Genomic DNA, 24,962 nt, shown 5'->3' with positions numbered 1-24,962 from the left:
GCCAGATCAGGACCGGGACTCCCGTGAACGCCCAGCCAGACCCGACGCATCTCGACCCTGCCAAGGCCAGTCTCGTGCGACTGGTTCTTCTGGTCGATGACAGCCGCCTGCAACGGCGGATCCTGCGCGCATCGCTGGAACGCTGGGGATATGAGGTCGCCGAATGCGGCTCGGCCGAAGAGGCTTTGGATATTTGCCGCGACCGGCCGGTCGACCTGATCATCAGCGACTGGATGATGCCGGGCATGAACGGCCCCGAGTTCTGCCAGGCCTTTCGCGATTTGCCGCGCGAAAGCTACGGCTATTTCATCCTGCTGACCTCGAAATCCGAAATGGTCGAGATGATCCACGGGCTCGATGTCGGGGCCGACGAATTCCTGACCAAGCCGGTCAATGCCAGCGAGTTGCGTGCCCGGATCGCCTCGGGCGAACGCATCCTCCGGATGGAACATCAGCTGCGCGACAAGAACCGCCTGCTGACCGATGCGCTGGCCGAATTGCGCACGCTTTACGACGCGCTCGACCGCGATCTGGTCGAGGCGCGCAAGCTTCAGCAATCGCTGGTGCCCGAACGCCACCGCCGGTTCGGCGGGTGCGAGGTGTCGCTTCTGCTGCGCCCTTGCGGCCATGTCGGCGGCGATCTGGTCGGGTTCTTTCCCGCCGGGCCGGGCGAGGTCGGGGTGTTCTCGGCCGATGTGTCGGGCCACGGGATCAGTTCGGCCATGCTGACCGCGCGTCTGGCGGGGCTTCTGGGCTCGCGCTCGCCCGATCAGAACATCGCGCTGGAACCCGCGCCCGGGGGCAGCTATCGCGCCCGCCCGCCCGCCGAGGTCGCCGCGCATCTCAACCGGCTGTTTCTCGAGGATATCGAGACCGAACATTATTTCACGCTGCTGCTGGCCTTCGTCACGCTGGACACCGGGCAGATGCGGTTCGTTCAGGCCGGGCATCCGCATCCGGTGGTGCAGCGCGCGGATGGGGCGCTTGACTATCTGGGCGAAGGCGGGCTGCCGCTGGGCCTGATCCCGGGCGCCAACTTCGAAAGCTGCGAAGTCCGGCTTGCGCCGGGCGACCGGGTTCTTCTGGTGTCGGACGGCATCACCGAATGCCCGGCGCCGGACGGCGCCCAACTGGGCGACGAAGGCCTGCGTCGGCTGATCGAGGCCAATGCCGGGGTGCGCGGCCCGGCCTTCCTCGATGCGATCCAGACCGGGCTGACCGCCTTTGCGGGCGGCCGCGGCGAATTCCCCGATGACGTTTCGGCCGTGCTGTTCGAGGTCGGCTAGCGCGCCAGCCCCAGCCACCGCCGCACCGCATGGCGGTCGCCGGCATTGCCAAGCTGTCGCGCGGCCACGTCGGCCGGCATCCACAGCGCGGTATGCCCGGGCTCGCTGGGCGGACCATAGGGGCGGACCGGACGGCCAAGATAGATGGTGCAGAGCTTCTCCGCCCAGATGTCGTATTCGGGCATGTAGGTGAAGCGCCGGAATGCGCCCAGCCGCCGACGCAGCTCGATCTTCCAGCCGGTTTCCTCGAACACCTCGCGATGCAGCGCCTGCAGGGGCGACTCGCCCGGGTCGATGCCGCCGCCGGGCAGCTGGTATTCGGGCACCGGCCTTTGCTGATGAGTGACCAGCAAGAGCCCGTCGCGTTCCAGAAGGGCGTAGGCGCCCTGTCTCAGCTTGTAGCTCTGGTCCGCCCTGACCGCCTCGCCGAATCGCCGGATCATTGCCGCCTCTTTGTGCTTTCGTTGCCGGGTCTATATAAGGCGGGTATGCCAAGGCCCAGAGCCCAAGGGAACCTCATGTCCATCGGATCGAAGATCGCCTGGGACGATACCGTCCTTCCTTTCCAGCTTGACCGCAGCGACGTTCGCGGGCGGGTCGCCCGACTGGACGGCGTGCTCGACCATGTGCTGGCGCAGCACGACTACCCGCCTTTGATCGAGGCACTGGTGGCCGAGATGGCGCTGCTGACCGCGCTGATCGGGCAGACCATCAAACTGCGCTGGAAGCTGAGCCTTCAGGTCCGCGGCGACGGCCCCGCGCGGCTGATCGCGACCGATTACTATGCGCCGTCCGAGGATGGCGCCCCGGCCCGCATCCGCGCCTATGCCAGCTTCGACAAGGACCGGCTGGACCCTTCGGCCGACCCGTTCTCGCAGATCGGGCAGGGTTATTTCGCCGTGCTGCTCGACCAGGGGCCGGGCACGGTGCCCTATCAGGGCATCACGCCCATTGCCGGGGGCTCGCTTTCGGCCTGTGCAGAGACGTATTTCGCCCAGTCCGAGCAGTTGCCGACCCGCTTCGCGCTCAGCTTCGGGCGGGCGATGCTGCCCGGGTCGGGCAAGGGCGAGCATTGGCGCGCGGGCGGGGTGATGCTGCAGCTGATGCCCAGGGCCTCGATCCCGCAAAGCCCCGAGGGCGGCAGCGGCGAGGAGGGTCTGCTGCAGGCCGAGGACATGCTGGAGGGCGCCCAGGCCGAACACTGGACCCGCGCCAACATCCTGCTCGACACCGTCGAGGAAATCGAACTGGTCGGGCCGCGCGTGCAGCCGACCGACCTGCTGGTGCGGCTCTTTCACGAGGAGCGCCCGCGGGTCTTCGACCCGCAGCCGGTGCAGTTCGGCTGCACCTGTTCCGAGGCGCGGGTCCGGCAGAGCCTGTCGATCTACTCGGCCAAGGATATCGGCCACATGACGACGCCCGAGGGTGTGGTGACCGCCGATTGCCAGTTCTGCGGGGCGCATTACGTGCTGGACCCGGCGACGCTGGGCTTCGAGGCGGAGAAGGACCCCGATGCCGAGTGACCCGTTCGAGGCGCTGGCTGCGGCGCTGGCCCGGCCGGGGCGCGAAACCTCGGACCACGACCTGAACCCGGGATTTGCATTGCCCGAGGGGCGGGTGCTGCGCCCGGCGGCGGTGCTGGTCGGCCTCGTGCCGGGGCCGGACGGGGTGCAGCTGGTCCTGACCAAACGGTCGTCGCGGCTGACCCACCATCCCGGCCAGATCGCCTTTCCCGGCGGCAAGCTGGAACCGGGCGAACAGCCGGTCGCGGCGGCGCTGCGCGAGGCGCGCGAGGAAATCGGCTTGCCCGAAAGCCATGTCGAGGTGCTGGGCACCATGCCGCCGCACGAGACGGTGACCGCCTTTACCGTGACGCCCGTGCTGGCCCGGCTGCGGCCGGATTTCCTGCGGGTGCCCGAGGCCGGAGAGGTCGACGAGGTCTTCGACGTGCCCTTCGACCATGTCCGCGACCCCGCCCGGTTTTCGATCCAGTACCGGATCTGGCGAGGCCAGCGGCGCTATTATTACACCGTGCCCTACGGCCCCTATTACATCTGGGGCGCGACCGCCCGCATCCTGCGCGCGCTGGCCGACCGAGTGGCGTCATGACGCGCGTCTTCGGCGACTGGTTCTTCGCCGACCACACCCAGACGGTCTGCGCAGTGCTGACCCGCGCCGGATACCGGGCGCTTTTCGTCGGCGGCTGCGTGCGCAACGCGCTTCTGGGCGTGCCGGTGACCGATATCGACATCGCCACCGATGCCCGGCCCGAAACCGTCATGGCGCTGGCCGAGGCCGCCGGGCTGAAGGCGGTGCCGACCGGGTTCGACCATGGCACGGTCACGGTCGTGGCGGGGCATCTGCCGCATGAGGTGACCACCTTCCGGCGCGATGTCGAAACCTTCGGCCGCCGCGCCGTCGTGGCCTTCGCCGACAGTCCCGAGGAAGACGCCCGCCGCCGCGACTTCACCATGAACGCGATCTATGCCACGCCCGAGGGCGCGGTGATCGATCCCCTTGGCGGTCTTGCGGATCTTGCGGCGCGACGGGTCCGGTTCATCGACGATGCCGATGCGCGGATCCGCGAGGACTTTCTGCGCATCCTGCGCTTTTTCCGGTTTCATGCCTGGTATGGCGATGCCGAGGCGGGGCTCGACCCTGACGGTCTGGCGGCCGCGGCCGCGAATTCGGCCGGAATAGAGACGCTTTCGAAGGAACGGATCGGCGCCGAGATCCGCAAGCTGCTGGCGGCGCCCGACCCCGCACCCAGCGTCGCGGCGATGGCGGCGGCGGGGGTTCTGGCGCGGACCCTGCCCGGGGCCGATCCGCGCGCCCTGCCGGTTCTGGTGGCTCTCGAACAGGCGCAAGGGCTGCCCCCCGATCCTGTCCGGCGGCTGGCGACGCTGGGCGGCGAGGCCCCGGCCAAACGGCTGCGCCTGAGCAAGGCCGAGGCCCGGCGCCTGGAGCGGTTGACGGGTGCTGCGGGGCAGATGGCGGGTGCCGCCGAGCTGGCCTACCGGCTGGGCCCGGACATGGCGCGCGATGCGGTGCTGTTGCGCTCTGCCGCGCTGGGCCAACCGCTGTCCGGCGATCTGGCATCCGAGCTTGCCCGGGGCACTGAGGCCCGGTTTCCGCTCAGCGCGGCCGATCTGATGCCCGGGTTCGACGGTCCGGCGCTGGGCGCGGCGCTCAAGCGGCTTGAGGCGGACTGGGTCGCCTCGGGCTTCCGGCTGAGCGCGGCCGAACTGATCGCCCGCGCCCGGCAGGGATAGGCGCGGGTCGCGCCCCCCCTGTTCGCGGGGTGTTCCTCTTGCCCGGCCGCCCCTGTAAGCTTTGCCCGTCCCGAACGAGATCCCGCCATGTTCCGCTATTTCGAAAACCTGATCGACCCCTATGCGCCCTATGCGCAGAGCGATACGCCGCCGAACCGGCTCTGGCCGTTTCTCGCGGCCTATATGTGGCCGTTCCGCAAGGTTTTTGCGGTGGCGGCGGTGCTGGCGCTGCTGGTGGCCATTGTCGAGATCTGGCTGATCGACGTCATGGGTCGGCTGGTCGACATGCTGTCCTCGGGCACGCCCGAGCAGGTCTGGCAGGAGCACGGCCTGTCGCTGATCGGGCTGGCACTGTTCATCCTGGTCCTCAGGCCCGCGCTGCAGGCGCTGGACGTGGCAGTGCTGAACAACGCGATCATGCCCAATTTCGGCACGCTGATCCGCTGGCGCGCCCATGCCCATGTGCTGCGCCAGTCCGTTGGCTGGTTCGAGAACGACTTTGCCGGGCGGATCGCCAACCGCCAGATGCAGACGCCCCCCGCTGCGGGCGAGGCGGTGTTCCAGATCTTCGATGCCATCGCCTTTGCCTTGGCCTATGTCGGCGGCGCGCTGGTGCTGCTGGGGCAGGCCGACCCGCGGCTGATGCTGCCGCTTCTGGCCTGGCTTGCGCTTTATGCGGTGCTGGTGCGCTGGACGATGAAGAACATCGCCGTGGCCTCGAAGGCCTCGTCCGATGCGCGCAGCACCGTCACCGGCCGGGTGGTCGATGCCTATACCAACATCCATTCGGTCAAGCTTTTCGCCCATCACGACAGCGAGCTTGGTTATGCCAAGGAGGCGATCGAGGATCTGCGCAAGGCCTTCGGCACCGAGATGCGGATCATCACCAAGATGGATGTGGCGCTGACCGCGCTGAACGGGTTCCTGATCGTCGGCGTCGTCGGCTGGGCCATCGCGCTGTGGATGCAGGGTCAGGCCAGTGTCGGCGTGGTGGCGGCGGCGACCGCGCTGACGCTGAGGCTGAACGCGATGACCGGCTGGATCATGTGGGCGCTGTCGAGCTTCTTCCGCTCGCTCGGGGTGATCTCGGAAGGGATGGAGACCATCGCCCAGCCGATCGAGCTGGTCGATGCGCCGGACGCGGCCGCGCTTGCGTTCCGCGAGGGCCGGATCGAGATGCGCGCGCTGACCCACCATTACGGGCGCGGCTCGGGCGGGCTCGACCGGATCGATCTGGTGCTGAAACCGGGCGAAAAGGTCGGGCTCGTGGGCCGTTCGGGCGCCGGGAAATCGACCCTCGTCAAGCTGCTTTTGCGGTTCTACGACCCCGAGGGCGGGCAGATCCTGATCGACGGGCAGGACATCACCCGTGTCACCCAGGAAAGCCTGCGCCGCCAGATCGGAATGGTCAGCCAGGATGCAAGCCTGATGCATCGGTCGGTGCGCGACAACATCCTTTACGGCCGCCCCGAAGCCAGCGAGGACGAGATGATCGCGGCCGCGAAGCACGCCGAGGCACATGACTTCATCCTCGATCTTCAGGACCCCGACGGGCGGCGCGGCTATGACGCCCACGTCGGCGAGCGCGGCGTCAAGCTGTCGGGCGGTCAGCGGCAGCGGGTGGCGCTGGCCCGGGTGATCCTCAAGGACGCGCCGATCCTGGTGCTGGACGAGGCGACCTCGGCGCTCGATTCCGAGGTCGAGGCGGTGATCCAGAAGACGCTTTACGGCGTGATGGAGGGCAAGACCGTGATCGCCATCGCGCACCGGCTGTCGACCATCGCCCATATGGACCGGATCGTGGTTCTGGACGGCGGCCACATCGCCGAGGACGGGACCCATGCCGCCTTGCTGGCGAAGGACGGGCTTTACGCCCGGTTCTGGGCGCGGCAGTCGGGCGGCTTCATCGGAACGGAGGCGGCCGAGTGAGCCATCGGATCGAGAGGCTGTCGCTGAAGGGCGAGGGGCTGACCGGCGACGGTCTGACCGTGGCCTTGGCGCTGCCCGGAGAAGAGGTCGAGGGCGAGGCCGAGAACGGCCGCATCGCCCGGCCGCGGATCGTGACGCCGGTCGCCGACCGGGTGCGGCCGCCCTGCCGCCATTTCGCGTCTTGCGGCGGTTGCGCGCTGCAGCACGGGTCCGACGCCTTCGTGGCGGGCTGGAAGACGCAGGTGGTCGAACGGGCGCTGGCGGGGCAGGGGCTCGAGGCGCCGGTGCGGCCGATCCTGACCTCGCCGCCTGCCAGCCGCCGCCGCGCGGTGCTGGCCGGGCGGCGCACGAAGAAGGGCGTGCTGGTGGGCTTTCACGCCCGTGCCTCGGACGTGGTGACCGAGATCCCGGATTGCAGGTTGCTGCATCCCGATCTGATGGCGGCGCTGCCCGCCGCTGCCGCCGCGACCCTTCTGGGCGCTTCGCGCAAGGGGGCGCTGGCGATCACGGTGACACGGTCGGAAGACGGGGTCGACATGGCGGTGGCCGAGGCGAAACCGCTGGACACCGCGCTGCGGACCGACCTGGCGGCCCTGGCCGAAACCCACGATCTGGCGCGGCTGAGCTGGAACGGCGAGCAGCTGGCCGAACGCCGTCCGCCCCGTCAGGCGATGGGCCGGGCCCATGTCGTGCCGCCTGCGGGTGCCTTCCTGCAGGCGACAGAGGCGGGACAGGCGGCGCTGACCCAGGCGGTGCGCGAGGCGCTGGACGGGGCGCGCAAGGTCGCCGACCTGTTCGCCGGGGCGGGCACCTTCGCGCTGCCGCTGGCCGAGACCGCCGAGGTGCAGGCGGTCGAGGGCTCGGCCGCGATGCTGGCCGCGCTCGACCGGGGCTGGCGCGGCGCGCCGGGGCTGAAACGGGTCACGACCGAGGCGCGCGATCTTTTCCGCCGCCCGCTTCTGCCCGTCGAACTGGCCCGGGTCGAGGCCGTGGTCATCGACCCGCCGCGCGCCGGGGCCGAGGCGCAATGCGCCGAGATCGCCCGGTCGGATCTGGCCCGGGTGGCGATGGTCTCGTGCAATCCGGTGACCTTCGCGCGCGATGCGAAGCGGCTCTGTTCCGGCGGATTCCGGCTGGACTGGGTGCAGCCGGTCGACCAGTTCCGCTGGTCGGGCCATGTCGAGCTGGCGGCGCAGTTCTCGCGCTGATCGCGCTTTTGGCCGTCCAACGCTTGCGCTAGACTGGTTCGAAACATCAAGGGCGCGAGCAGACCCCAATGATCGACCGACGCGCGTTTCTGACGCTGACCGCCATGGCGGCCCTTGCGGGCTGCAGTTCGAAGTTCAAGACCTATGACGGCCCCGAGGTCACCCGGGTCGTGGTGATGAAGGGGCAGCGGGCGCTGTACCTGCTGCACCACGATCAGGTGCTGAAGGCCTACCGTATTTCGCTGGGCTATGCCCCGGTCGGCGACAAGCAGATCGAGGGCGACGGCAAGACGCCGGAGGGGCGCTATCACATCGACCGCCGCAACCCCGACAGCGAATTCCACCTGTCGATCGGGATTTCCTATCCGAACGAGGCCGATATCGAAGAGGCCAAGGCGCTGGGCAGGAAACCCGGCGGCGACATCTTCATTCACGGGCGCGCCCGCAAGAACCGGCGCCGCAAGGGCGACTGGACGGCCGGGTGCATCTCGGTCACCGATGCCGAGATGGAGGACATCTATGCGATGGTGCGCGACGGCACGGTGATCGACATCTTCCCCTGATCGCCGCGCCGCGAGGCGGGACCTTGCGGCCCCGCCGACGCCGGGGTCAGGCGCCGGACCCGGCGGTGGTGCGCTGTCCGGTGACCAGCGTCCACCAGATCTTGCCGTTCATTTCCTGATAGAAGGCGAAGCCCAGATCGGTCGCCTGCGGATCGAGGATGATGTTCCGGGTATCGGATTCCTCCATCCAGGCGGCCAGCGTCTCGAGTTCGGTCTCGTAGGTCTCCGAGATGTCCTCGCCGCGCAACTGACCCTGGTAGCCCGCGCGGGCCACCCGGTCGAGCGGTGACGACCCGTCCGAGCCGAAATGCCAGGGCCGGTTTTGCACAGACATGTCGCGCGAATGGGTGGCGGCCGCCGCGTTCAGCCGCGAATCGAGCTCGAGCGGCGTGAGGCCCCGCGCCTGGCGCAGCGCATTGATCGAGTCGAGCATCCGGTACTGGATCTTGCCCTGGTCGGACCGCGAGATCCGGTAGACCGTCGGCAGAGGCTTGCCGTCGGGACCGATGCGAACCTCTCCCCCTGTCGAGCAGGCGGAGAGCGCGAAAAGTACGGCCACGAGGCCCAAAGCCGGTCGTATCATAAGAAAAACCCCAAGAGTCGGTCTTTTGGTCTTTAGCCGCTTGCGCAGGCGTGTTCAAACCCTTCGCGCGGCGATCTGCCAGGAGTGACGCCGGTTTGAATTGCTCCGCCCGATGGGTAACCTTATGGTCAGGCCGAACTTCCAGAAAAGACGCGACATTCGGAGCGCAAGATGACGACCCGTTCGACCCGCGGCCTTACCCGCCGCCATTTCCTCGCCGGCACGGCCCTTGCCGTGACCGCGGGACCTGCCCTCGCCAACACCACCGAGATAGAGCCCGATCTGACCGACATGGTGCGCCGCAACATCTCGAGCTTCCGGGCGCTCGACTGGCATCCCTATTTCTCGAACCTGAAGAACGGCGCGATCCTGGTGGACACCACATCGCGCGCGCTGCATTTCTGGTCGGAGGACGGCTCGATCTACAAGCTGTACCCGACCTCTGTGCCGCTGTCCGAAGACCTGACCCGGCGCGGCCGCACCAGCGTCGTGCGCAAGGTCGAGGGGCCGGACTGGCGGCCGACCCCTGCGATGAAGCAGCGCAACCCCGAATGGCCGGACTATGTGCCGCCGGGTCCGGACAACCCGCTGGGAACCCACGCGCTTTATCTGGGGTGGACCTATTACCGGATCCATGGCACCCATGACACGCGCAAAATCGGGCGCCGGTCCTCGAACGGCTGCATCGGTCTTTACAACGAGCACATCGCCGAGCTTTTCGGCCTCGCCAAGGTGGGGGCTCAGGTGTTGCTAATTTGACGACATCGCGGACGTCTTTGGGGCAGGCCGCTGCGGTCGATTGCAAGCATCCGGGCCCATCCCTTACAGAGAAAATACATGTGTAGGATGCCGCGAAGGGGAGAGTCCCTGCGCTGCTGTTACAGGAGAGACAGATGAAGAAAATCGCCCTTGCCGCCGCCTTCGCGGTTGCCGCCACCTCCGCCTTCGCCGGCGGCTACTCCGAGCCGATGATCGAGCCGGAAGTGATCGCTCAGGACACCTCGTCCTCGGCCCAAGGCATCCTGGTGCCGGTTCTGGCCCTGATCCTCATCGCCGCCGTCGCGTCGAACTGAGATCAGTCCGCAAGGACACGAAAAAGGCGGTGGCCGGGAGCCACCGCCTTTTTTGTTGTCCGCTGTCCGGGCGACAGCGGCGTGGCCGCGGAGGCGGGCCGACTCAGTCGACCCAGCCGCGCAGATTGGCCTTCACGATCTCGCCCAGCGCCCGGATATGGGCGTCGTCGTCGTTGAGGCAGGGAATGTAGGTGAACTTCTCGCCGCCCGCCTCCTCGAAGCTCTCGCAGATCTCCTCGTTGATCTCCTCAAGCGTCTCGATGCAATCGGCCGAGAAGGCGGGCGCGATCACCGCGATGCGCTTCTTGCCGGCCTGTGCCAGCCGGGCCACCTCTTCGACGGTATAGGGCTGCAGCCATTCCTCGGGGCCGAAGCGCGACTGGAAGGTCGTGGTGATGCGGCTGTCATCCCAGCCGAGCCGTTCCTTCAGCAGCCGCGTCGTCTTGAGGCAATGGCAGTGATAGGGGTCGCCCTCGGTCAGATAGCGCTGCGGCACCCCGTGATAGGAGCAGACCAGGATGTCGGGTTCGTGCTCGGCCGCGGCATAGGCCCGCTCGACCGAGGCGGCCAGCGCCGAGATGTAAAGCGGGTCGTCGAAATAGGTGCTGACGGTGCGCACGTCGGGCTGCCATTTCTCGTCCATCAACGCCTTGAAGAAGCTGTCGCAGGCGGTGGCCGAGGTGGTGCCGGAATATTGCGGGTACAGCGGGAAGAACAGGATCTTCTGACAGCCCTTTTCCAGCAGCGACCGGACCCGGGCCCGGGTCGAGGGGTTGCCGTAGCGCATGCAGAAATCGACCACGACGCGGTCGCCATAGGTCGCCTTCAGCTCGGCGGCCAGCTTGGCGGTCTGCGACTTGGTGATCGTCATCAGCGGGCTTTCGTCGGCCTCGTGATTCCAGATCGACCGGTAGTTCTCGCCGGACGCGAAGGGCCGCTTGGTCAGCACCACCAGCTGCAGAAGCGGCTGCCAGACCCAGGGCGAATAGTCGATCACCCGCTTGTCGGACAGGAATTCGTTCAGATACCGGCGCATCGACCAGTAGTCATAGCCGTCCGGTGTGCCCAGATTGGCCAGCAGCACACCCACGCGCGCCGGCGGCACCAGCGGGTGATCGTCGGGCCCGTGCAGGGGCCGTGTCTCGGTCAGACCGGAAGCCGCGGGTTTCCGCCCGTCTTGGTTGGAATCAAACATCGCCTTGGTCCCGGTATCGCGTCTGTCGAGCCTCAAACTCTCAATCCTCCCGGAAATATACAGATTGGAACGCAGGTCAATCGGAACTGCCGCTGTCGCCGGACCCCGGGCGCGGCGTGTACGCGCCCAGTGCGTCGGCCAGGCGCATGCGCGCCGAGCCGGGTTTCAATGCCTGCGGTTGGGTTTCCGCAGGCGCCCACCCGGCAAGGTAGATCATTTCGACCGTCGCGGGGATGCGGCCATCCGGCATGGTATGGATTTCCGCATAGCGCCGCGCGGCCTCGTCGAACAGTCGGCGCGGCGCGGGGCGGCGGTGGCGCGCGGCCAGAGAATTGGTCTCGCCCATCGCGCGCAGGTCGTGCATCAGGCGGCGGAGATCCTTGTAAGATACCGATATTTCGGCACAATCTGCGACGGGAAGGGCCAGCCCGGCGCGTTGCAGCAGCCCGCCCGCGTCGCGGATTTCGGCCATCGGCAGCACCCGGGGCGAAAGCCCGCCCAGAATGGCGGCCTCGGCTTCGGCCATCGCGCCGCGCAGCTCGTGCAGGCTGCGGCCGCCGAACAGGACCCCCAGGAACAGCCCGTCGGGTTTCAGGGCGCGGCGGCACTGGATCAGCTGGCCGACCGGGTCGTTCGACCAGTGCAGCGCCAGAGCGTGAATCACAAGATCGTGCGCGCCGGGGTCAAGCGTCAGGGTCTCGTCGGCGGCCACCAGCCGCGCCGATGGCAGGATTTCGGCCCAGGGCTTTTCGAACGGGGTCACGACGGCCGGGGCCGTAAAGGTTCTGTTAACCTCGTTCAGCCTCTCCTTGATCTCGGCGGCCGCTGCCTCGTGCAGGAACAGCGCGGGCCCCGCCCTGAGGGCCCGCGCGCGGTGCAGCGCCAGGGCATGGCGGTCGGTCAGGTCGGGCGGTCGGGTCATCTTGGCTCCGGCAGGTTGCCCGGCGCTATGTAGGGGACGAGGCCGATGTTGCAAAGCGCCCTGCGACTCATCTACCCGCCGCGCTGCATTGCCTGCGGCGAGCCGGTCGAAAGCGACCATGCGCTGTGCGCCCGCTGCTGGGGCGAGCTCGACTTCGTGACGGGTCTGGTCTGCGATGCCTGCGGGGTGCCCTTGCCCGGCGAGGATACCGGCGATCCGGTCTGGTGCGACGACTGTCTGGCCGGGCCCCGTCCCTGGAGCCGGGGGCGGGCGGCGCTGCTGTACCGCGGGCGGGCGCGCGGGCTGGTGCTGGCCTTCAAGCATGGCGACCGGACCGACCTGGCCCGGGCCGCGGCGGGCTGGATGCTGCGCGCCGGGCGGCCGATCCTCGGTCCGGGGCTGCTGGTCGCGCCGGTGCCGCTGCATCGCTGGCGGCTTCTGCGGCGGCGCTACAACCAGTCGGCGCTGCTGTCGCGGGTCGTGGCCGAGGGCACGGGGGCCGAGCATTGCCCCGATCTGCTGGTCCGCATTCGCGCCACCCGCCCGCAGGAAGGCATGACCGCCGAGGCCCGGGCCGCGAACCAGGCCGGGGCGATGGCGGTCGCGCCGCGCCATCGCGACCGGCTTCCGGGCCGGACGGTGTTGCTGATCGACGACGTGATGACCTCGGGCGCGACACTCGGCGCTGCGGCCGGAGCCTGTCTGGCGGCGGGGGCGGCCGAGGTCCGGGTGCTGGTCCTGGCCCGCGTTGCGAAAGCCGAGTAAAGACCTATAGTCTCGGCAAAACCTCAGGAGCCGCGATGCAACCGGTTGAAATCTACACGACGTCCAGCTGCGGGTACTGCCACGCCGCCAAGCGGCTGCTGGACAGCAAGGGCGTGTCCTACGCCGAGCTCGACGTGACCGCCGATCCGGGTCTCCGCCAGGAGATGATGGAACGCGCCAATGGCGGCTATACCGTGCCGCAGATCTTCGTCGGCGAGACCCATGTCGGCGGTTGCGACGATCTTTACGAGCTTGACCGCGCGGGCAAGCTCGACCCGCTGCTGGCAGGATAGGCCGATGCGCGCGGCACTGATCCAGCTGACCTCCTCGGACCTGCCGGACGAGAATATCGGTCTGGTGCGCGAGTCGATGCGCGAGGCGGTGGCGGGCGGCGCCGATCTGATCCTGACACCCGAAGTGACCAACTGCCTGTCGCCCAGCCGGGTCCGGCAGAACGAGGTGCTGAAAGAAGAGGCAGACGACCCGACGCTGGCGGCGCTGCGGCAAGAGGCCGCGTCGCTTGGGATCTGGCTGCTGATCGGGTCGCTCGGGCTGAAGACTTCGGACGCCGACGGACGCTTTGCCAACCGGTCCTTCCTGATCGGGCCGGGCGGCGCGATCGCGGCGCGCTATGACAAGATCCACATGTTCGATGTCGAGATCAGCGAGACCGAGACCTTCCGCGAATCCGACGGCTACCGGCCCGGGACGCGCGCGGTGGTGGCGCCGACGCCCTTCGGCACGATGGGGCTGGCGATCTGCTACGACCTGCGCTTTCCGCATCTGTTCCGCGCGCTGGCCCATGCCGGGGCCGAGATCCTGACCGTGCCCGCCGCCTTTTCGCCGGTGACCGGCGCCGCCCATTGGGAGCCGCTGTTGCGCGCCCGGGCCATCGAGAATGGCTGCTACGTGCTGGCACCCGCGCAATGCGGGCTGCACCCGGCGGCCGAAGGGCGGCCGCGGCGCACCCACGGGCACAGCCTGGCGGTGTCGCCCTGGGGCGAGGTGCTGGCCGATGGCGGCGAGGCGCCCGGCATCGTCTATGTCGATCTCGACCGCGAGGAGGTCGTCCGGGCCCGGGCCCGGGTGCCCTCGATCTTCCACGACCGGGACTTCGAGGGGCCGTGAGCGAGATCAGCGAGAGCCTGGTCGTGACGCTGTTCAGCGAGATTTTCATGGCCGATCAGCTGGCGCGGAACCGGATCTCGAAGGCCTTGCCCAAGGGCATGGAAATCAGCCATTTTTCGGTGCTGAACCATCTGGCACGGCTGAATGAGGAACGCAGCCCGGCACAGCTGGCCGCGGCGTTTCACGTCACCCGGGGGGCGATGACCAACACGCTGACCCGGCTGGAATGGGCCGGGCATGTGCATATCCGGCCCGACTGGGACGATGCGCGGCGCAAGATGGTGTCTATCAGCCCGTCCGGCCGGTCCGCGCGCGAGGCCGCGATCCAGGCGGTGGCGCCGGTTCTGGCCGAGGCTGTCGCCGATATCGGCGAGGACCGGCTGAAAGCGGCGCTGCCGGTCCTGAGGATGCTTCGGCAGAAGCTGGAAGGCTAGGGGCGGCCGGGCCGCCCCCGCAAGGCGTCAGGCCGGCTTGCGCGCGGCGGTGACGTAGTTCACCGACAGGTCGCGGCTTGAAATCGACCAGTCCCAGGTCAGCGGGTTGAAGACAAATCCGCTGCGGTCCAGCACCTTCAGTCCGGCCCGCTCCAGCAGCCCGCAAAGCTCGTCTGGGGTGATGAACTTCTGGTATTCATGGGTGCCTTTCGGCAGCCAGCGCATCACGTATTCGGCGCCCAGAATGGTCATCACGAAGGCCTTGGGGTTGCGGTTGATGGTCGAGCACAGATGCAGCCCGCCCGGTTTCAGAAGCTCGCGGCAGGCGGTCAGATAGGCCAGCGGATCGGCCACATGCTCGACCACTTCCATGTTCAGCACCACGTCGAAGCGTTCGCCCGCGGCGGCCAGCGCCTCGGCGGTGGTGTGGCGGTAATCGATGGTCAGCCCCGACTGTTCGGCATGAATCCGCGCGACCGGGATGTTGCGTTCGGCGGCATCCGCGCCCACGACCTCGGCGCCGAGGCGTGCCATCGGTTCGGACAGAAGCCCGCCGCCGCAGCCGATATCGAGCAGCCGGAGCCCCTTGAAGGGCGCCTCAGCGGCCAGATCGCGGTCGAATTCCGCGGCGATCTGGCGCGTGATGTAGTCCAGCCGGCAGGGGTTCAGCATGTGCAGCGGCTTGAATTTTCCGGCCGGGTCCCACCATTCGGCGGCCATGGCCTCGAATTTCGCGACTTCGGAAGGGTCGACGGTTGTCTCTGCAGCTTGCATCGCGGGCTCCGTTCCTGTCTTCTGTCTGCACCCCCTTGGGGGGTCGGTTCCCGGGGATATATAGACGGGTCATGGACAAATCCGCAGGCCAAAAGCGCGCATCGCAGCATCTTTTCCCGCCGATCGACCCGTTCGATCAGCGGATGCTGGAGGTTGGCGACGGCCACCGGATCTATGTGGAACAATGCGGGCACCCGAAGGGCATTCCCGTGATCGTGCTGCATGGCGGGCCCGGCGGCGGCTGCAGCCCGGCGATGCGGCGCTATTTCGATCCCGCCGAATTCCGGATCGTCCTGTTCGATCAGCGCGGCTGCGGCCGGTCGCGGCCCCATGCCAGCGTGACCTCGAACACCACCTGGCATCTGATCGCGGATATCGAGAAGATCCGCGCCGAGCTGGGGATCGAGCGCTGGGTGCTGTTCGGCGGCAGCTGGGGCGCGACACTGGCGCTGGCCTATGCCCAGACCCATCCCGAGCGGGTCGCCTACATGGCGCTGCGCGGCGTCTTCCTGATGACGCAGGCCGAGCTTGACTGGTTTTACGGCGGCGGCGCGGGTCAATTCTGGCCCGATCTCTGGGCGCGGTTTTCCGACCCGATCCCGGCCGATGAGCGGTCCGACATGATCGCCGCCTATCACCGGCGGCTGTTTTCCGGCGACATGATGATTGAAACCCGGCATTCGCGGGCCTGGGCCGCCTGGGAAAACGCGCTGGCCTCGATCGAGCATGAGGGCCCCGCCGGAGAGGCGCCCGCCGATTACGCCCGCGCCTTCGCCCGGCTCGAGAACCACTATTTCAGCAATCGCGGCTTTCTCGACCGCGACGGGCAGTTGCTGGACGACGTGCCGCTGATTTCGCATATCCCGGCGACCATCGTGCAGGGCCGCTATGACATGGTCTGCCCGCCTGCCTCGGCCTTCCGCCTGGCCGAACGCTGGAGCCGGGCCGATCTGAAGATGGTGCCGATGGCCGGACATGCCCTGTCCGAGCCGGGAATCAGTGCCGAGCTGGTGCGCACGATGCGCAACGTCCAGCGGCAGGCCGGACTTCTGGGACTGTAGCTCATGCATGTGAATGCCCGTTTCTGGGACCGTCTGGCGCCCCGCTATGCCCGGATGCAGGTCCGCGACCCCGATGCCTATGAGAAGAAGCTGGCGATGACGCGGGCCTATCTTGGCCCCGGGGGGCTGGTCTTCGAATTCGGCTGCGGCACCGGCACGACGGCCTTGAAGCACGCCCCTCATGCGGGCCATGTCACCGCCATCGACTGCGCCCCCGCGATGATCGGGATCGCACGGCAGAAGGCGGCCGAAGCCGGCATCGGCAATGTCGAGTTCCGGGTCGGCGATCTGGCGGACATGCCCGACAACCCCGGCGCCTACGACATGGTGATGGCGCATAACGTGTTGCATCTGCTGCCGGATCGGGCGGGCGCGCTGGTCCGCGTACACCGGATGCTGAAACCCGGCGGGGTGTTCGTGTCCTCGACCGCCTGCGCGGCCGGGGCACCGCGGCTGTTCCGCTGGATCGCGAAGGCGGGCCATGCTGTGGGGCTCTTGCCGCTCTTCAACCTGCTGACCGCCGACGCGCTGCGGGCCGAGATCGCCGCGGCGGGGTTCGAGATCGCCGAGGACTGGCGCCCGGAGGGCGGCCGCGCGCCGGTGCTGTTCCTGATCGCGCGGAAGCCCGCCTGACACGGCCGGACCAAGGGGCCGCGCGACAGTCTCTTGCCTTTCGGGCGCCGGAGGCGTATATCGCCACTCGACAACGGTGGTTCGGCGTCCAAACCCGAACCTCCTCCGGATGAGTTTGTGCGGGCCGTTGGCCCGCTTTTTTGTTTCTGGAACGCTGCCCCATGTCCGAACTCATTGCCAAGACTGCCATCGACCGGCGCCTGGCCGAGATCCTGACCCCGGTCATCGAGGGGATGGGCTTCGAGCTGGTGCGCGTCCGCCTGATGGGCGGCAAGACCAAGACCCTGCAGGTGATGGCCGAACGGCCCGATGGCGGGATCGAGGTCGACGACTGCGCCAAGATCTCGACCGCGATTTCGGCCGTGCTCGATGTCGAGGACCCGATCGAGGAAGCCTATACGCTGGAGGTGTCCTCGCCCGGCATCGACCGGCCCTTGACCCGGCTCAAGGACTTCGAGACCTGGGAGGGTTACGAAGCCAAGCTGGAGACCGCCGAGATGATCGACGGCCGCCGCCGCTTCAAGGGCATGCTGCAGGGCGTCGAGGACGGCGAGGTTCTGATCGAGATCGAAGGCCCCGAGGGAGAGCCGGTGATCATCGGCCTGCAATACGGCTGGCTGTCGGACGCCAAGCTGGTGCTGACCGACGAGCTGATCCGCGAGATGCTGAAGGCGCGCAAGGATGCGGGCCTCATCGACGAGAGCGACTTTGACGAGATCGAGACGGACGACGGGTCCGTCCCGCAGGAGGACTGAGACATGGCGATTACCTCTGCCAACCAGCTCGAACTGTTGCAGACCGCCGAGGCGGTGGCGCGCGAGAAGATGATCGACCCCGATCTGGTCGTGCAGGCGATGGAAGAGTCGCTCGCCCGGGCCGCCAAGTCGCGCTACGGCTCGGAAATGGACATTCGCGTGTCGATCGACCGCAAGACCGGCCGTGCCACCTTCACCCGCGTCCGCACCGTGGTCGAGGACGAGGCGCTGGAAAACTATCAGGCCGAGCTGACCGTCAAGCAGGCCAAGCAGTATCTGGCCGATCCGCAGATCGGCGACACGGTGGTCGACGAGGTGCCGCCGGTCGAGCTGGGGCGGATCGCCGCGCAGTCGGCCAAGCAGGTCATCCTGCAGAAGGTCCGCGAGGCCGAGCGCGACCGCCAGTACGAGGAATTCAAGGACCGCGCGGGCACCATCATCAACGGTCAGGTCAAGCGCGAGGAATACGGCAACGTCATCGTCGATATCGGCCGCGGCGAGGGCATCCTGCGCCGCAACGAGAAGATCGGCCGCGAAAGCTATCGCCCGAACGACCGCATCCGTTGCTATATCAAGGACGTGCGCCGCGAGACCCGCGGCCCGCAGGTCTTCCTCAGCCGGACCGCGCCGGAATTCATGGCCGAGCTGTTCAAGATGGAAGTGCCGGAAATCTACGACGGCATCATCGAGATCAAGGCCGTGGCCCGCGACCCGGGCTCGCGCGCGAAGATCGCGGTCATTTCCTATGACAACTCGATCGACCCGGTCGGCGCCTGCGTCGGGATGCGCGGCAGCCGCGTTCAGGCGGTGGTGAACGAACTGCAGGGTGAGAAGATCGACATCATTCCGTGGAATGAGGATCAGGCGACCTTCCTCGTGAACGCGCTGCAGCCGGCCGAGGTCTCGAAGGTCGTGATCGACGAAGAGGCCGGCAAGATCGAGGTGGTGGTGCCCGACGAACAGCTGAGCCTCGCCATCGGCCGCCGTGGCCAGAACGTGCGTCTGGCCTCGCAACTGACCGGGCTCGACATCGACATCATGACCGAGGCCGAGGAAAGCCAGCGCCGCCAGGCCGAGTTCGAGGAACGCACCCGGCTCTTCATGGACACGCTGGATCTGGACGAGTTCTTTGCCCAGTTGCTGGTGTCCGAGGGCTTCACCAATCTCGAAGAGGTCGCCTATGTCGATCTCGACGAGCTTCTGGTGATCGACGGGGTCGACGAGGATACCGCTGGCGAACTGCAGGCCCGGGCCCGCGACCATCTGGAAGAGATGAACCGCAAGGCGCTGGAACATGCCCGCGAGCTGGGTGTCGAGGACAGCCTTGTTGACTTCGAGGGCCTGACACCCCAGATGATCGAGGCCTTGGCTCTCGACGGCGTCAAGACGCTTGAGGATTTCGCGACCTGCGCCGACTGGGAACTTGCCGGTGGCTGGACCTCGGTCAATGGCGAGCGGGTCAAGGACGAGGGGATCCTCGAAAAGTTCGACATGTCTCTGGAAGAAGCCCAGACCCTGGTGATGACGGCGCGCGTCCAGCTTGGCTGGGTCGATCCGTCAGAGCTGGAGCCGGACGCCGACGCCGAAGAGGACGTCGGCGAGGAGGAGGCCGAGGCCTGAGGCCCGGCCCCGGAGACCGGACATGGCCCGAGGCGGTGCAGGCAGATCGGCCGACGAGCCGGAGCGGCGGTGCATCGCCACGGGCGAGGTGGCGCCGAAGGCCGGGCTGATCCGGTTCGTGGTCGGCCCCGAAGACGAGGCGGTGCCCGATTTGCTGGGCAAGCTTCCGGGCCGCGGCATGTGGGTCGCGGCCGACCGTGACGCATTGGAAAAGGCGGCGAAGAAGCGCCTGTTCTCGCGTGCGGCGAAACGGCAGGTGGCGGTGCCCGGGGATCTGCTGGAGCAGGTCGAGGCGGGATTGCTGCGCCGGGTGGTCGACAGCCTGTCGCTGGCCCGCAAGGCCGGGCTTGCGGTGGCAGGGTTCGAAAAGGCGAAAGGCTGGCTGGACAGCGGGCAGGCAGTTGTCCTGATCCAGGCCAGCGACGGGTCGGAACGGGGCAAGACCAAGCTTCGCCCGCCCCGCGAAGAAGGTGGATTCATTGGCTGTCTGACGGCCCGGGAATTGGGTTTGGCTTTCGGTCGGGAACATGTGATACATGGCGCGCTTGCGGCTGGCGGACTCACGGAACGTGTAGTAGAGGATGCCGCCAAGCTTTCGGGCGTACGCAAGAAAGACGGGGGAGGGACCCCCGGAAAGGGTTGAAGACCTTATGGACGATACTGACGGCAAGAAGACATTGGGTTTGCGCGGGAGTTCGCGGTCCGGCCAGGTGAAGCAGAGCTTCTCGCATGGCCGCACCAAGAACGTGGTCGTCGAGACCAAGCGCAAGCGCGTCGTCGTGCCCAAGCCGGGAGCCGCCAAGTCTGGCGGCGGGGCCGGGGGCGGACATGCCGGAGGCGATCCGTCCAGGCGCCCGGCCGGGATTTCCGACGCCGAGATGGAACGCCGGCTGAAGGCGCTTCAGGCCGCCAAGGCGCGCGAGGCCGACGAGGCCCGCCAGCGCGCGGAAGACGAGCGTCAGCGCGAGGAAGAGCGCCAGCGCCGCCGCGAGGAAGCCGAGGCGAAGGAGCGCGAACAGCGCGAGATCGAAGAGGCCGCGCGCCGCAAGGTCGAAGAGGAAGAGCGCCGGAAGCGCGAGGAAGAGGAAGCCGCCAAGGTCAAGGCGGCGGCCGCCGAACGCGCGGCCGCACCTGCGTCGGCCAAGCCCGCTGCAGCCGGTGCTGCGGCGCCCGCCGCCGATGGCGATGCACAGCGCACCGCGGCCAAGACCGCGTCGCCGCGCAAGGTCGACCGCGAGCGCGAAGGCGCCGACGACCGTCCGGGTCGCGGCAAGACCACGGCCGCCAAGGGCGACCGCCGCTCGGGCAAGCTGACTGTCAGCCAGGCGTTGACCGGCGGCGAAGGCGGGCGTCAACGCTCGCTTGCCGCGATGAAACGCAAGCAGGAGCGCATGCGCCAGAAGGCGATGGGCGGTGCCGACAAGCACGAGAAGGTCGTGCGCGACGTGCAGGTGCCGGAAACCATCGTGGTGCAGGAACTGGCCAACCGGATGGCGGAACGTGCCGCCGACGTGGTCAAGTCGCTCATGCAGATGGGCATGATGGTCACCCAGAATCAGTCGATCGACGCGGATACCGCCGAGTTGATCGTCGAGGAATTCGGCCACAAGGTCGTCCGTGTGTCGGATGCCGACGTGGAACAGGTGATCGACACGGTCGAGGACAAGGAAGAGGATCTTCAGCCGCGTCCGCCGGTCATCACCATCATGGGCCATGTCGACCACGGCAAGACCTCGCTTCTGGATGCGATCCGTGACGCCAAGGTGGTCGCGGGCGAGGCTGGCGGCATCACCCAGCATATCGGCGCCTATCAGGTGATGACCGATAGCGGGGCGCTCCTGACCTTCCTCGACACGCCCGGCCACGCCGCCTTCACCTCGATGCGGGCGCGCGGCGCCCAGGTGACGGATATCGTGGTTCTGGTGGTCGCGGCAGACGACGCGGTGATGCCGCAGACGGTCGAGGCGATCAACCACGCCAAGGCCGCGGGCGTTCCGATGATCGTCGCGATCAACAAATGCGACAAGCCCAGTGCCAACCCGCAAAAGGTGCGGACCGATCTTCTGCAGCACGAGGTCGTCGTCGAGGCGATGTCGGGCGAGGTGCAGGATGTCGAGGTTTCGGCGCTGACCGGCAAGGGGCTCGACGAGCTGCTTGAGGCCATCGCGCTGCAGGCCGAGATCCTCGAACTTCAGGCCAACCCCGAACGCCAGGCCATGGGCGCGGTGATCGAGGCGCAGCTTGACGTGGGCCGCGGTCCTGTCGCCACTGTTCTGGTGCAGAACGGCACGCTGAAGCAGGGCGACATCTTCGTCGCGGGCGAACAGTGGGGCAAGGTCCGCGCGCTGGTCAACGACAAGGGCGAGCGTGTGAAATCCGCCGGTCCGTCGGTTCCGGTCGAGGTGCTGGGCCTGAACGGCACGCCCGAAGCGGGCGACGTGCTGAACGTGGTCGAGACCGAGGCCCAGGCCCGCGAGATCGCCGAATACCGTCAGCAGGCCGCCAAGGACAAGCGCGCCGCTGCGGGGGCCGCGACCACGCTGGATCAGCTTCTGGCCAAGGCCAAGGAAGACGCCAACGTGGCCGAACTGCCGATCCTGGTGAAGGCCGACGTGCAGGGCTCTGCCGAGGCCATCGTCCAGGCGATGGAAAAGATCGGCAACGACGAGGTGCGCGTGCGCGTGCTGCATGCCGGTGTCGGTGCCATCACCGAAACCGATGTGGGTCTGGCCGAAGCCTCGGGCGCGCCGATCATCGGCTTCAACGTCCGGGCCAACGCTCCGGCGCGGAACGCGGCGAACCAGAAGGGCGTGGAACTGCGCTATTACAGCGTGATCTACGATCTGGTGGACGACGTGAAGGCGGCGGCCTCGGGCCTCTTGTCGAACGAGATCCGCGAGAACTTCATCGGCTACGCGCAGATCAAGGAAGTCTTCAAGGTCTCGGGCGTCGGCAAGGTCGCGGGCTGTCTGGTCACCGAGGGCGTTGCCCGACGGTCGGCCGGAGTGCGCCTGCTGCGCGACGACGTGGTGATCCACGAAGGTACGCTGAAGACCCTGAAACGCTTCAAGGACGAAGTCGCCGAGGTCCAGTCGGGCCAGGAATGCGGCATGGCCTTCGAGAATTACGACGACGTCCGCGCAGGCGATGTCATCGAGATCTTCGAACGTCATGAAGTCGTGCGCACGCTGTCCTGATCCGGGCGGACGTCACATCGCGAGAAAACGGAAGGGGCGCCGCGAGCGCCCCTTTTCGTTCTCGTGAGTGGGGTGGGGGAATGGGGCCGACTAGGCCGCCGCCTCGATCGGCATGCCCTCGAACAGGCGGGTTCCGACGCGGACCACGATCCGCCCATTCGCCCGGCAGAGCACGAAAGCGCCCTGCACCGAAACGCAACTTCCCAAGCGGATGGTTCGTATCATTGTGCTTTCCTCGATCAGCGGCAATTCCAAGCTTTGCGCGAATTCATTAACCAATAAACAGAAACTTGATGACCAGGCTCCGGTTTCCGCTTGGACGTGGGGTCATGCCGCCCGAGGGTTGCCGTGATCGGGCGGATCATGTCGACCGGAGTGCAGGGCCGGAGCCAGCAACGCCGACGGTCACGACGGGCAAGCCGGCCACCCGAATCGATTCGGGCCGTTAAGTCGATGGCCTCGATTGGTGCGCGCCTCGGGCGGAATACGCCGTCAGACCTCGATGATCGCACTACGGTTGCGCAACAAGAGAAACCCGCCGACCAGAAGGCAGAACCCGGCGATCCCCAGCGGATAGGCCAGCATTATATAGTCGCCGCGATAGATCGGATAGAAGGCGCGGCGGGCCTCTCCGACCAGATGGATGATCGGGTTCCACCACAGGACGTCACGGGCCTGGCGCGGCAGGCTCTCGAAGGTGAAGAACACCGCCGACAGGATGAAGAGCGGCCGGTTGATAATGCTCCAGACCCGTTGCCAGAGCGGGAAGAAGGTAAAGACCACCGCGTTCAAAGTGCCGATGCCCAGCCCCAGAAACGCCGCCGTCCCGAGCGCCAGGAAAAGCGGCCCCAGCGATAGCCGCACCGGGTCGTCGGTCACGACCAGAAGAGTCGTGAACACGAGGAAGCTGACCGCGATCACGGTCAGGAACGACAGAAAGAACCGCGCCAGAACCGAGTCGAGCGGCGTGACCATCGGGAAATGCATCAGTTGGCGGTTCACGAAGATCGACGAACTGACCACGCTCGCGATTTCGGAATAGGCATAGAAGGGGATGTACCCGGTTGCATAGAACAGGATGAAGCTCTCGCCCAGCGGTGGTGTGTGAATGAACTGCGAGAAGGCCAGCGCCAGGATCGCGATCATCCCGGCCGGGTCCAGCACCGCCCAGACATATCCGCCCGGGGACCGGCCGTAGCGGGTGATCATTTCGCGGATCACCAGCGCCCCGAAGACGCGCAACGCCCCCTGCAACGGATTGGTCCGGGACGGTTTTGCGGCGGGACTCTGAGATCTCATGTGATGTCCTGAGTTGCGGCGACTCAACCTCCGGCATTGCGCACGGGGCAGATATGCTTACCATTGCTTGCATATCTCCGACAGATGGAAGCCATCGTGCAAGTCGTGCCGAAAATTCAGGGTGGCCAATCCGTCACCCATGAGATCTCTGAAACCGACAAGGATCGCGCGCGCCTGCGCCACCGGCTGATGCGCCTGGGTCTTGCCGTGGTCGTGGTGCTGCCGACAGTGGTGGCGGCGCTTTATCTCTGGCTGATCGCCGCCGACCAATACCATTCCGACTCTGCCTTCTCGGTCCGGTCGGAGGACTATTCGAACCCGCTCGAGGCGCTCAGCGTCTTCACCCAGGTCGGGTCGTCCTCCGGGTCCGACTCGCAGATCCTTTACGATTTCATCCGCTCGCAGCCGCTGATGCAGCAGGTCGACGCCGATCTCGACCTTCGCGCGCTGTTCGGCAAGCAACCGTCGGATCTTGTCTTCTCGCTGGAGCGCGATGCCTCGCGCGAAGACATGCTGGACTACTGGCAGCGCATGGTGAAGGTCGCGGTCGATCCGCTGACGGGAGTTCTGTCGCTGCAGGTCCGGGCCTTCGCGCCCGAAGATGCAGAAGCGATTGCGCAGTCGATCCTGGCCCAGAGCGGGCGCATGGTCGACGATCTCAGCCGAATCGCGCGTCAGGATGCCATTCGCTTCGCGCTGGAAGACCTTGAGGAAGCCGAGGTCCGGCTGCGCGACGTGCGCCGCAAGGTCCGGGTGTTCCGGCTGGAAAACGACATCATCGACCCGACCGAGGCCGCGCAATCGCAGATGGGCGTGATCGCGGCGCTGGAGGGGGAACTGGCCAGCGCCCTGGTGGAACGCGAGACGATCACCAGTTTCGCGGGCGAAGAGGACCAGAGGGTCAAGCGGGTCGACCGGCGGATCGAGGCCGTGCGCAGTCAGATCGATCAGGAACGCCGCCGGATCGGCAGGCCGACTTCGGGGCCCTCCTCGCTGGTGGATGCCATTGGCTCCTACGAGGAATTGCTGGTCGATCTGGAATTCGCCCAGCGTGCCTATACGGCCGCGCTGGCCGCCTCGGAACAGGCCCGTGCCGAAGCCCGGCGGACCAACCGCTATCTGGCCGTGCATATCCCGCCGACCCTGGCCGAGGACAGTCTTTACCCGCAGCGGGGCCTGCTGATCCTGCTGGTTCTGATCTGCTCGCTGGCGGTCTATTTCACGGGTCTTTTGATCTATTACAACGTCCGCGACCGGGGCTGAGC

27 protein-coding genes are annotated in these 24,962 nt (G+C 67.3%); 20 read left to right on the top strand and 7 right to left on the bottom strand.

Features of this window, described 5'->3' with window-relative positions; genetic code table 11:
- Positions 1-23 precede the first annotated feature (23 nt).
- Positions 24-1,286, top strand: coding sequence for a PP2C family protein-serine/threonine phosphatase (locus tag DSD19_RS09875; RefSeq protein WP_243627877.1), 1,263 nt, complete (start codon positions 24-26; stop codon positions 1,284-1,286).
- Here the strand turns inward: DSD19_RS09875 and DSD19_RS09870 are convergent.
- The gene (locus DSD19_RS09870; protein WP_075784155.1) at positions 1,283-1,729 is read right to left on the bottom strand and encodes an NUDIX hydrolase; all 447 of its coding nucleotides are present in this window, start codon (positions 1,727-1,729) and stop codon (positions 1,283-1,285) included. The genes DSD19_RS09875 and DSD19_RS09870 overlap by 4 nt on opposite strands.
- A gap of 75 nt (positions 1,730-1,804) precedes the next feature.
- On the opposite strand from DSD19_RS09870, the gene DSD19_RS09865 reads away from it, so the two are divergent.
- The 6 genes from DSD19_RS09865 to DSD19_RS09840 all read left to right on the top strand — a co-directional run bounded on the left by DSD19_RS09865 (position 1,805) and on the right by DSD19_RS09840 (position 8,258).
- A complete protein-coding gene (locus DSD19_RS09865; RefSeq protein WP_113669462.1) occupies positions 1,805-2,809 on the top strand; it encodes an Hsp33 family molecular chaperone HslO in 1,005 nt (334 codons plus the stop codon).
- Entirely contained in the window at positions 2,799-3,395 is a 597-nt protein-coding gene (locus DSD19_RS09860; protein ID WP_113669461.1) for a CoA pyrophosphatase, read from the top strand. The genes DSD19_RS09865 and DSD19_RS09860 overlap by 11 nt, the downstream gene beginning before the upstream one ends.
- Positions 3,392-4,558 carry a CCA tRNA nucleotidyltransferase gene (locus tag DSD19_RS09855; protein WP_113669460.1) on the top strand — a complete coding sequence of 389 codons (1,167 nt, stop codon included), beginning with the start codon at positions 3,392-3,394 and terminating at the stop codon, positions 4,556-4,558. Before DSD19_RS09860 ends, DSD19_RS09855 begins: the two co-directional genes overlap by 4 nt.
- Before the next feature lie 87 nt (positions 4,559-4,645).
- The gene (locus DSD19_RS09850; RefSeq protein WP_113669459.1) at positions 4,646-6,487 is read left to right on the top strand and encodes an ABC transporter ATP-binding protein; all 1,842 of its coding nucleotides are present in this window, start codon (positions 4,646-4,648) and stop codon (positions 6,485-6,487) included.
- Positions 6,484-7,695, top strand: coding sequence for a class I SAM-dependent RNA methyltransferase (locus DSD19_RS09845; protein ID WP_113669458.1), 1,212 nt, complete (start codon positions 6,484-6,486; stop codon positions 7,693-7,695). The genes DSD19_RS09850 and DSD19_RS09845 overlap by 4 nt, the downstream gene beginning before the upstream one ends.
- 68 nt (positions 7,696-7,763) lie before the next feature.
- Positions 7,764-8,258 carry a murein L,D-transpeptidase family protein gene (locus DSD19_RS09840; protein WP_113669457.1) on the top strand — a complete coding sequence of 165 codons (495 nt, stop codon included), beginning with the start codon at positions 7,764-7,766 and terminating at the stop codon, positions 8,256-8,258.
- 46 nt (positions 8,259-8,304) lie between these two features.
- Here the strand turns inward: DSD19_RS09840 and DSD19_RS09835 are convergent, their stop codons facing one another.
- Positions 8,305-8,841: a CAP domain-containing protein gene (locus DSD19_RS09835; RefSeq protein ID WP_113669456.1), complete on the bottom strand. Its 537-nt coding sequence runs from the start codon at positions 8,839-8,841 to the stop codon at positions 8,305-8,307.
- 171 nt (positions 8,842-9,012) lie between these two features.
- Here DSD19_RS09835 and DSD19_RS09830 point away from each other — a divergent pair, with 171 nt between their 5' ends.
- Together DSD19_RS09830 and DSD19_RS09825 are read left to right on the top strand one after the other, a co-directional pair.
- A complete protein-coding gene (locus DSD19_RS09830; protein WP_075784162.1) occupies positions 9,013-9,600 on the top strand; it encodes a L,D-transpeptidase in 588 nt (195 codons plus the stop codon).
- Between the two features lie 134 nt (positions 9,601-9,734).
- On the top strand, positions 9,735-9,914 hold the full coding sequence (locus tag DSD19_RS09825) for a hypothetical protein (RefSeq protein ID WP_075784163.1): 180 nt from the start codon (positions 9,735-9,737) through the stop codon (positions 9,912-9,914).
- Between the two features lie 103 nt (positions 9,915-10,017).
- Here DSD19_RS09825 and hemH read toward each other — a convergent pair whose 3' ends face one another.
- Together hemH and DSD19_RS09815 are read right to left on the bottom strand one after the other, a co-directional pair.
- Positions 10,018-11,109, bottom strand: a complete 1,092-nt coding sequence (hemH, locus tag DSD19_RS09820) for a ferrochelatase (RefSeq protein WP_207802443.1) — start codon at positions 11,107-11,109, stop codon at positions 10,018-10,020.
- A gap of 76 nt (positions 11,110-11,185) precedes the next feature.
- Complete coding sequence (locus DSD19_RS09815) at positions 11,186-12,031, bottom strand: methyltransferase domain-containing protein (protein ID WP_113669455.1); 846 nt, start codon at positions 12,029-12,031, stop codon at positions 11,186-11,188.
- 45 nt (positions 12,032-12,076) lie between these two features.
- Here DSD19_RS09815 and DSD19_RS09810 point away from each other — a divergent pair, with 45 nt between their 5' ends.
- From DSD19_RS09810 to DSD19_RS09795, 4 genes are read left to right on the top strand one after another with little or no spacing between them, the layout of a single operon-like run.
- A complete protein-coding gene (locus DSD19_RS09810) occupies positions 12,077-12,796 on the top strand; it encodes a double zinc ribbon domain-containing protein (protein WP_075784165.1) in 720 nt (239 codons plus the stop codon).
- Positions 12,797-12,831: 35 nt separating this feature from the next.
- A complete protein-coding gene (gene grxC, locus DSD19_RS09805; RefSeq protein WP_113669454.1) occupies positions 12,832-13,089 on the top strand; it encodes a glutaredoxin 3 in 258 nt (85 codons plus the stop codon).
- Between the two features lie 4 nt (positions 13,090-13,093).
- Complete coding sequence (locus tag DSD19_RS09800) at positions 13,094-13,924, top strand: carbon-nitrogen hydrolase family protein (RefSeq protein ID WP_113669453.1); 831 nt, start codon at positions 13,094-13,096, stop codon at positions 13,922-13,924.
- A 47-nt stretch (positions 13,925-13,971) separates the two neighbouring features.
- Positions 13,972-14,358, top strand: a complete 387-nt coding sequence (locus DSD19_RS09795; RefSeq protein ID WP_237399701.1) for a MarR family winged helix-turn-helix transcriptional regulator — start codon at positions 13,972-13,974, stop codon at positions 14,356-14,358.
- 27 nt (positions 14,359-14,385) lie between these two features.
- Here the strand turns inward: DSD19_RS09795 and ubiG are convergent, their stop codons facing one another.
- Positions 14,386-15,132 (bottom strand): bifunctional 2-polyprenyl-6-hydroxyphenol methylase/3-demethylubiquinol 3-O-methyltransferase UbiG, encoded by a 747-nt coding sequence (ubiG, locus tag DSD19_RS09790; RefSeq protein ID WP_075784169.1) that lies wholly within the window; start codon positions 15,130-15,132, stop codon positions 14,386-14,388.
- A 71-nt stretch (positions 15,133-15,203) separates the two neighbouring features.
- On the opposite strand from ubiG, the gene pip reads away from it, so the two are divergent.
- The 6 genes from pip (at position 15,204) to infB (ending at position 22,398) form a co-directional block, all read left to right on the top strand.
- Positions 15,204-16,193, top strand: coding sequence for a prolyl aminopeptidase (pip, locus tag DSD19_RS09785; RefSeq protein WP_113669452.1), 990 nt, complete (start codon positions 15,204-15,206; stop codon positions 16,191-16,193).
- A gap of 3 nt (positions 16,194-16,196) precedes the next feature.
- Positions 16,197-16,826, top strand: a complete 630-nt coding sequence (locus tag DSD19_RS09780) for a class I SAM-dependent methyltransferase (RefSeq protein ID WP_113669451.1) — start codon at positions 16,197-16,199, stop codon at positions 16,824-16,826.
- 161 nt (positions 16,827-16,987) lie between these two features.
- Positions 16,988-17,581, top strand: coding sequence for a ribosome maturation factor RimP (rimP, locus tag DSD19_RS09775; RefSeq protein ID WP_113669450.1), 594 nt, complete (start codon positions 16,988-16,990; stop codon positions 17,579-17,581).
- Positions 17,582-17,584: 3 nt separating this feature from the next.
- Positions 17,585-19,201, top strand: coding sequence for a transcription termination factor NusA (nusA, locus tag DSD19_RS09770; RefSeq protein ID WP_075784173.1), 1,617 nt, complete (start codon positions 17,585-17,587; stop codon positions 19,199-19,201).
- 22 nt (positions 19,202-19,223) lie between these two features.
- The gene (locus DSD19_RS09765) at positions 19,224-19,844 is read left to right on the top strand and encodes an RNA-binding protein (RefSeq protein ID WP_113669449.1); all 621 of its coding nucleotides are present in this window, start codon (positions 19,224-19,226) and stop codon (positions 19,842-19,844) included.
- Between the two features lie 7 nt (positions 19,845-19,851).
- Positions 19,852-22,398, top strand: a complete 2,547-nt coding sequence (infB, locus tag DSD19_RS09760) for a translation initiation factor IF-2 (RefSeq protein WP_113669448.1) — start codon at positions 19,852-19,854, stop codon at positions 22,396-22,398.
- 90 nt (positions 22,399-22,488) lie between these two features.
- Here the strand turns inward: infB and DSD19_RS22580 are convergent, their stop codons facing one another.
- Positions 22,489-22,623, bottom strand: a complete 135-nt coding sequence (locus tag DSD19_RS22580; protein WP_256359749.1) for a hypothetical protein — start codon at positions 22,621-22,623, stop codon at positions 22,489-22,491.
- Positions 22,624-22,890: 267 nt separating this feature from the next.
- Positions 22,891-23,697 carry an ABC transporter permease gene (locus DSD19_RS09755; RefSeq protein ID WP_075784176.1) on the bottom strand — a complete coding sequence of 269 codons (807 nt, stop codon included), beginning with the start codon at positions 23,695-23,697 and terminating at the stop codon, positions 22,891-22,893.
- 84 nt (positions 23,698-23,781) lie between these two features.
- Between DSD19_RS09755 and DSD19_RS09750 the strand changes: the two genes are divergently transcribed.
- Positions 23,782-24,960: a sugar transporter gene (locus DSD19_RS09750; protein ID WP_113669447.1), complete on the top strand. Its 1,179-nt coding sequence runs from the start codon at positions 23,782-23,784 to the stop codon at positions 24,958-24,960.
- Positions 24,961-24,962: the final 2 nt, after the last annotated feature.

The sequence above is a fragment of the Rhodovulum sp. BSW8 genome (assembly GCF_003314725.1).
GTDB classification, from domain to species: Bacteria; Pseudomonadota; Alphaproteobacteria; order Rhodobacterales; family Rhodobacteraceae; genus Rhodovulum; species Rhodovulum visakhapatnamense.
The sequence above is the reverse complement of the archived record's forward strand: the minus strand, read 5'-3'. Positions and strand labels throughout refer to the sequence as shown.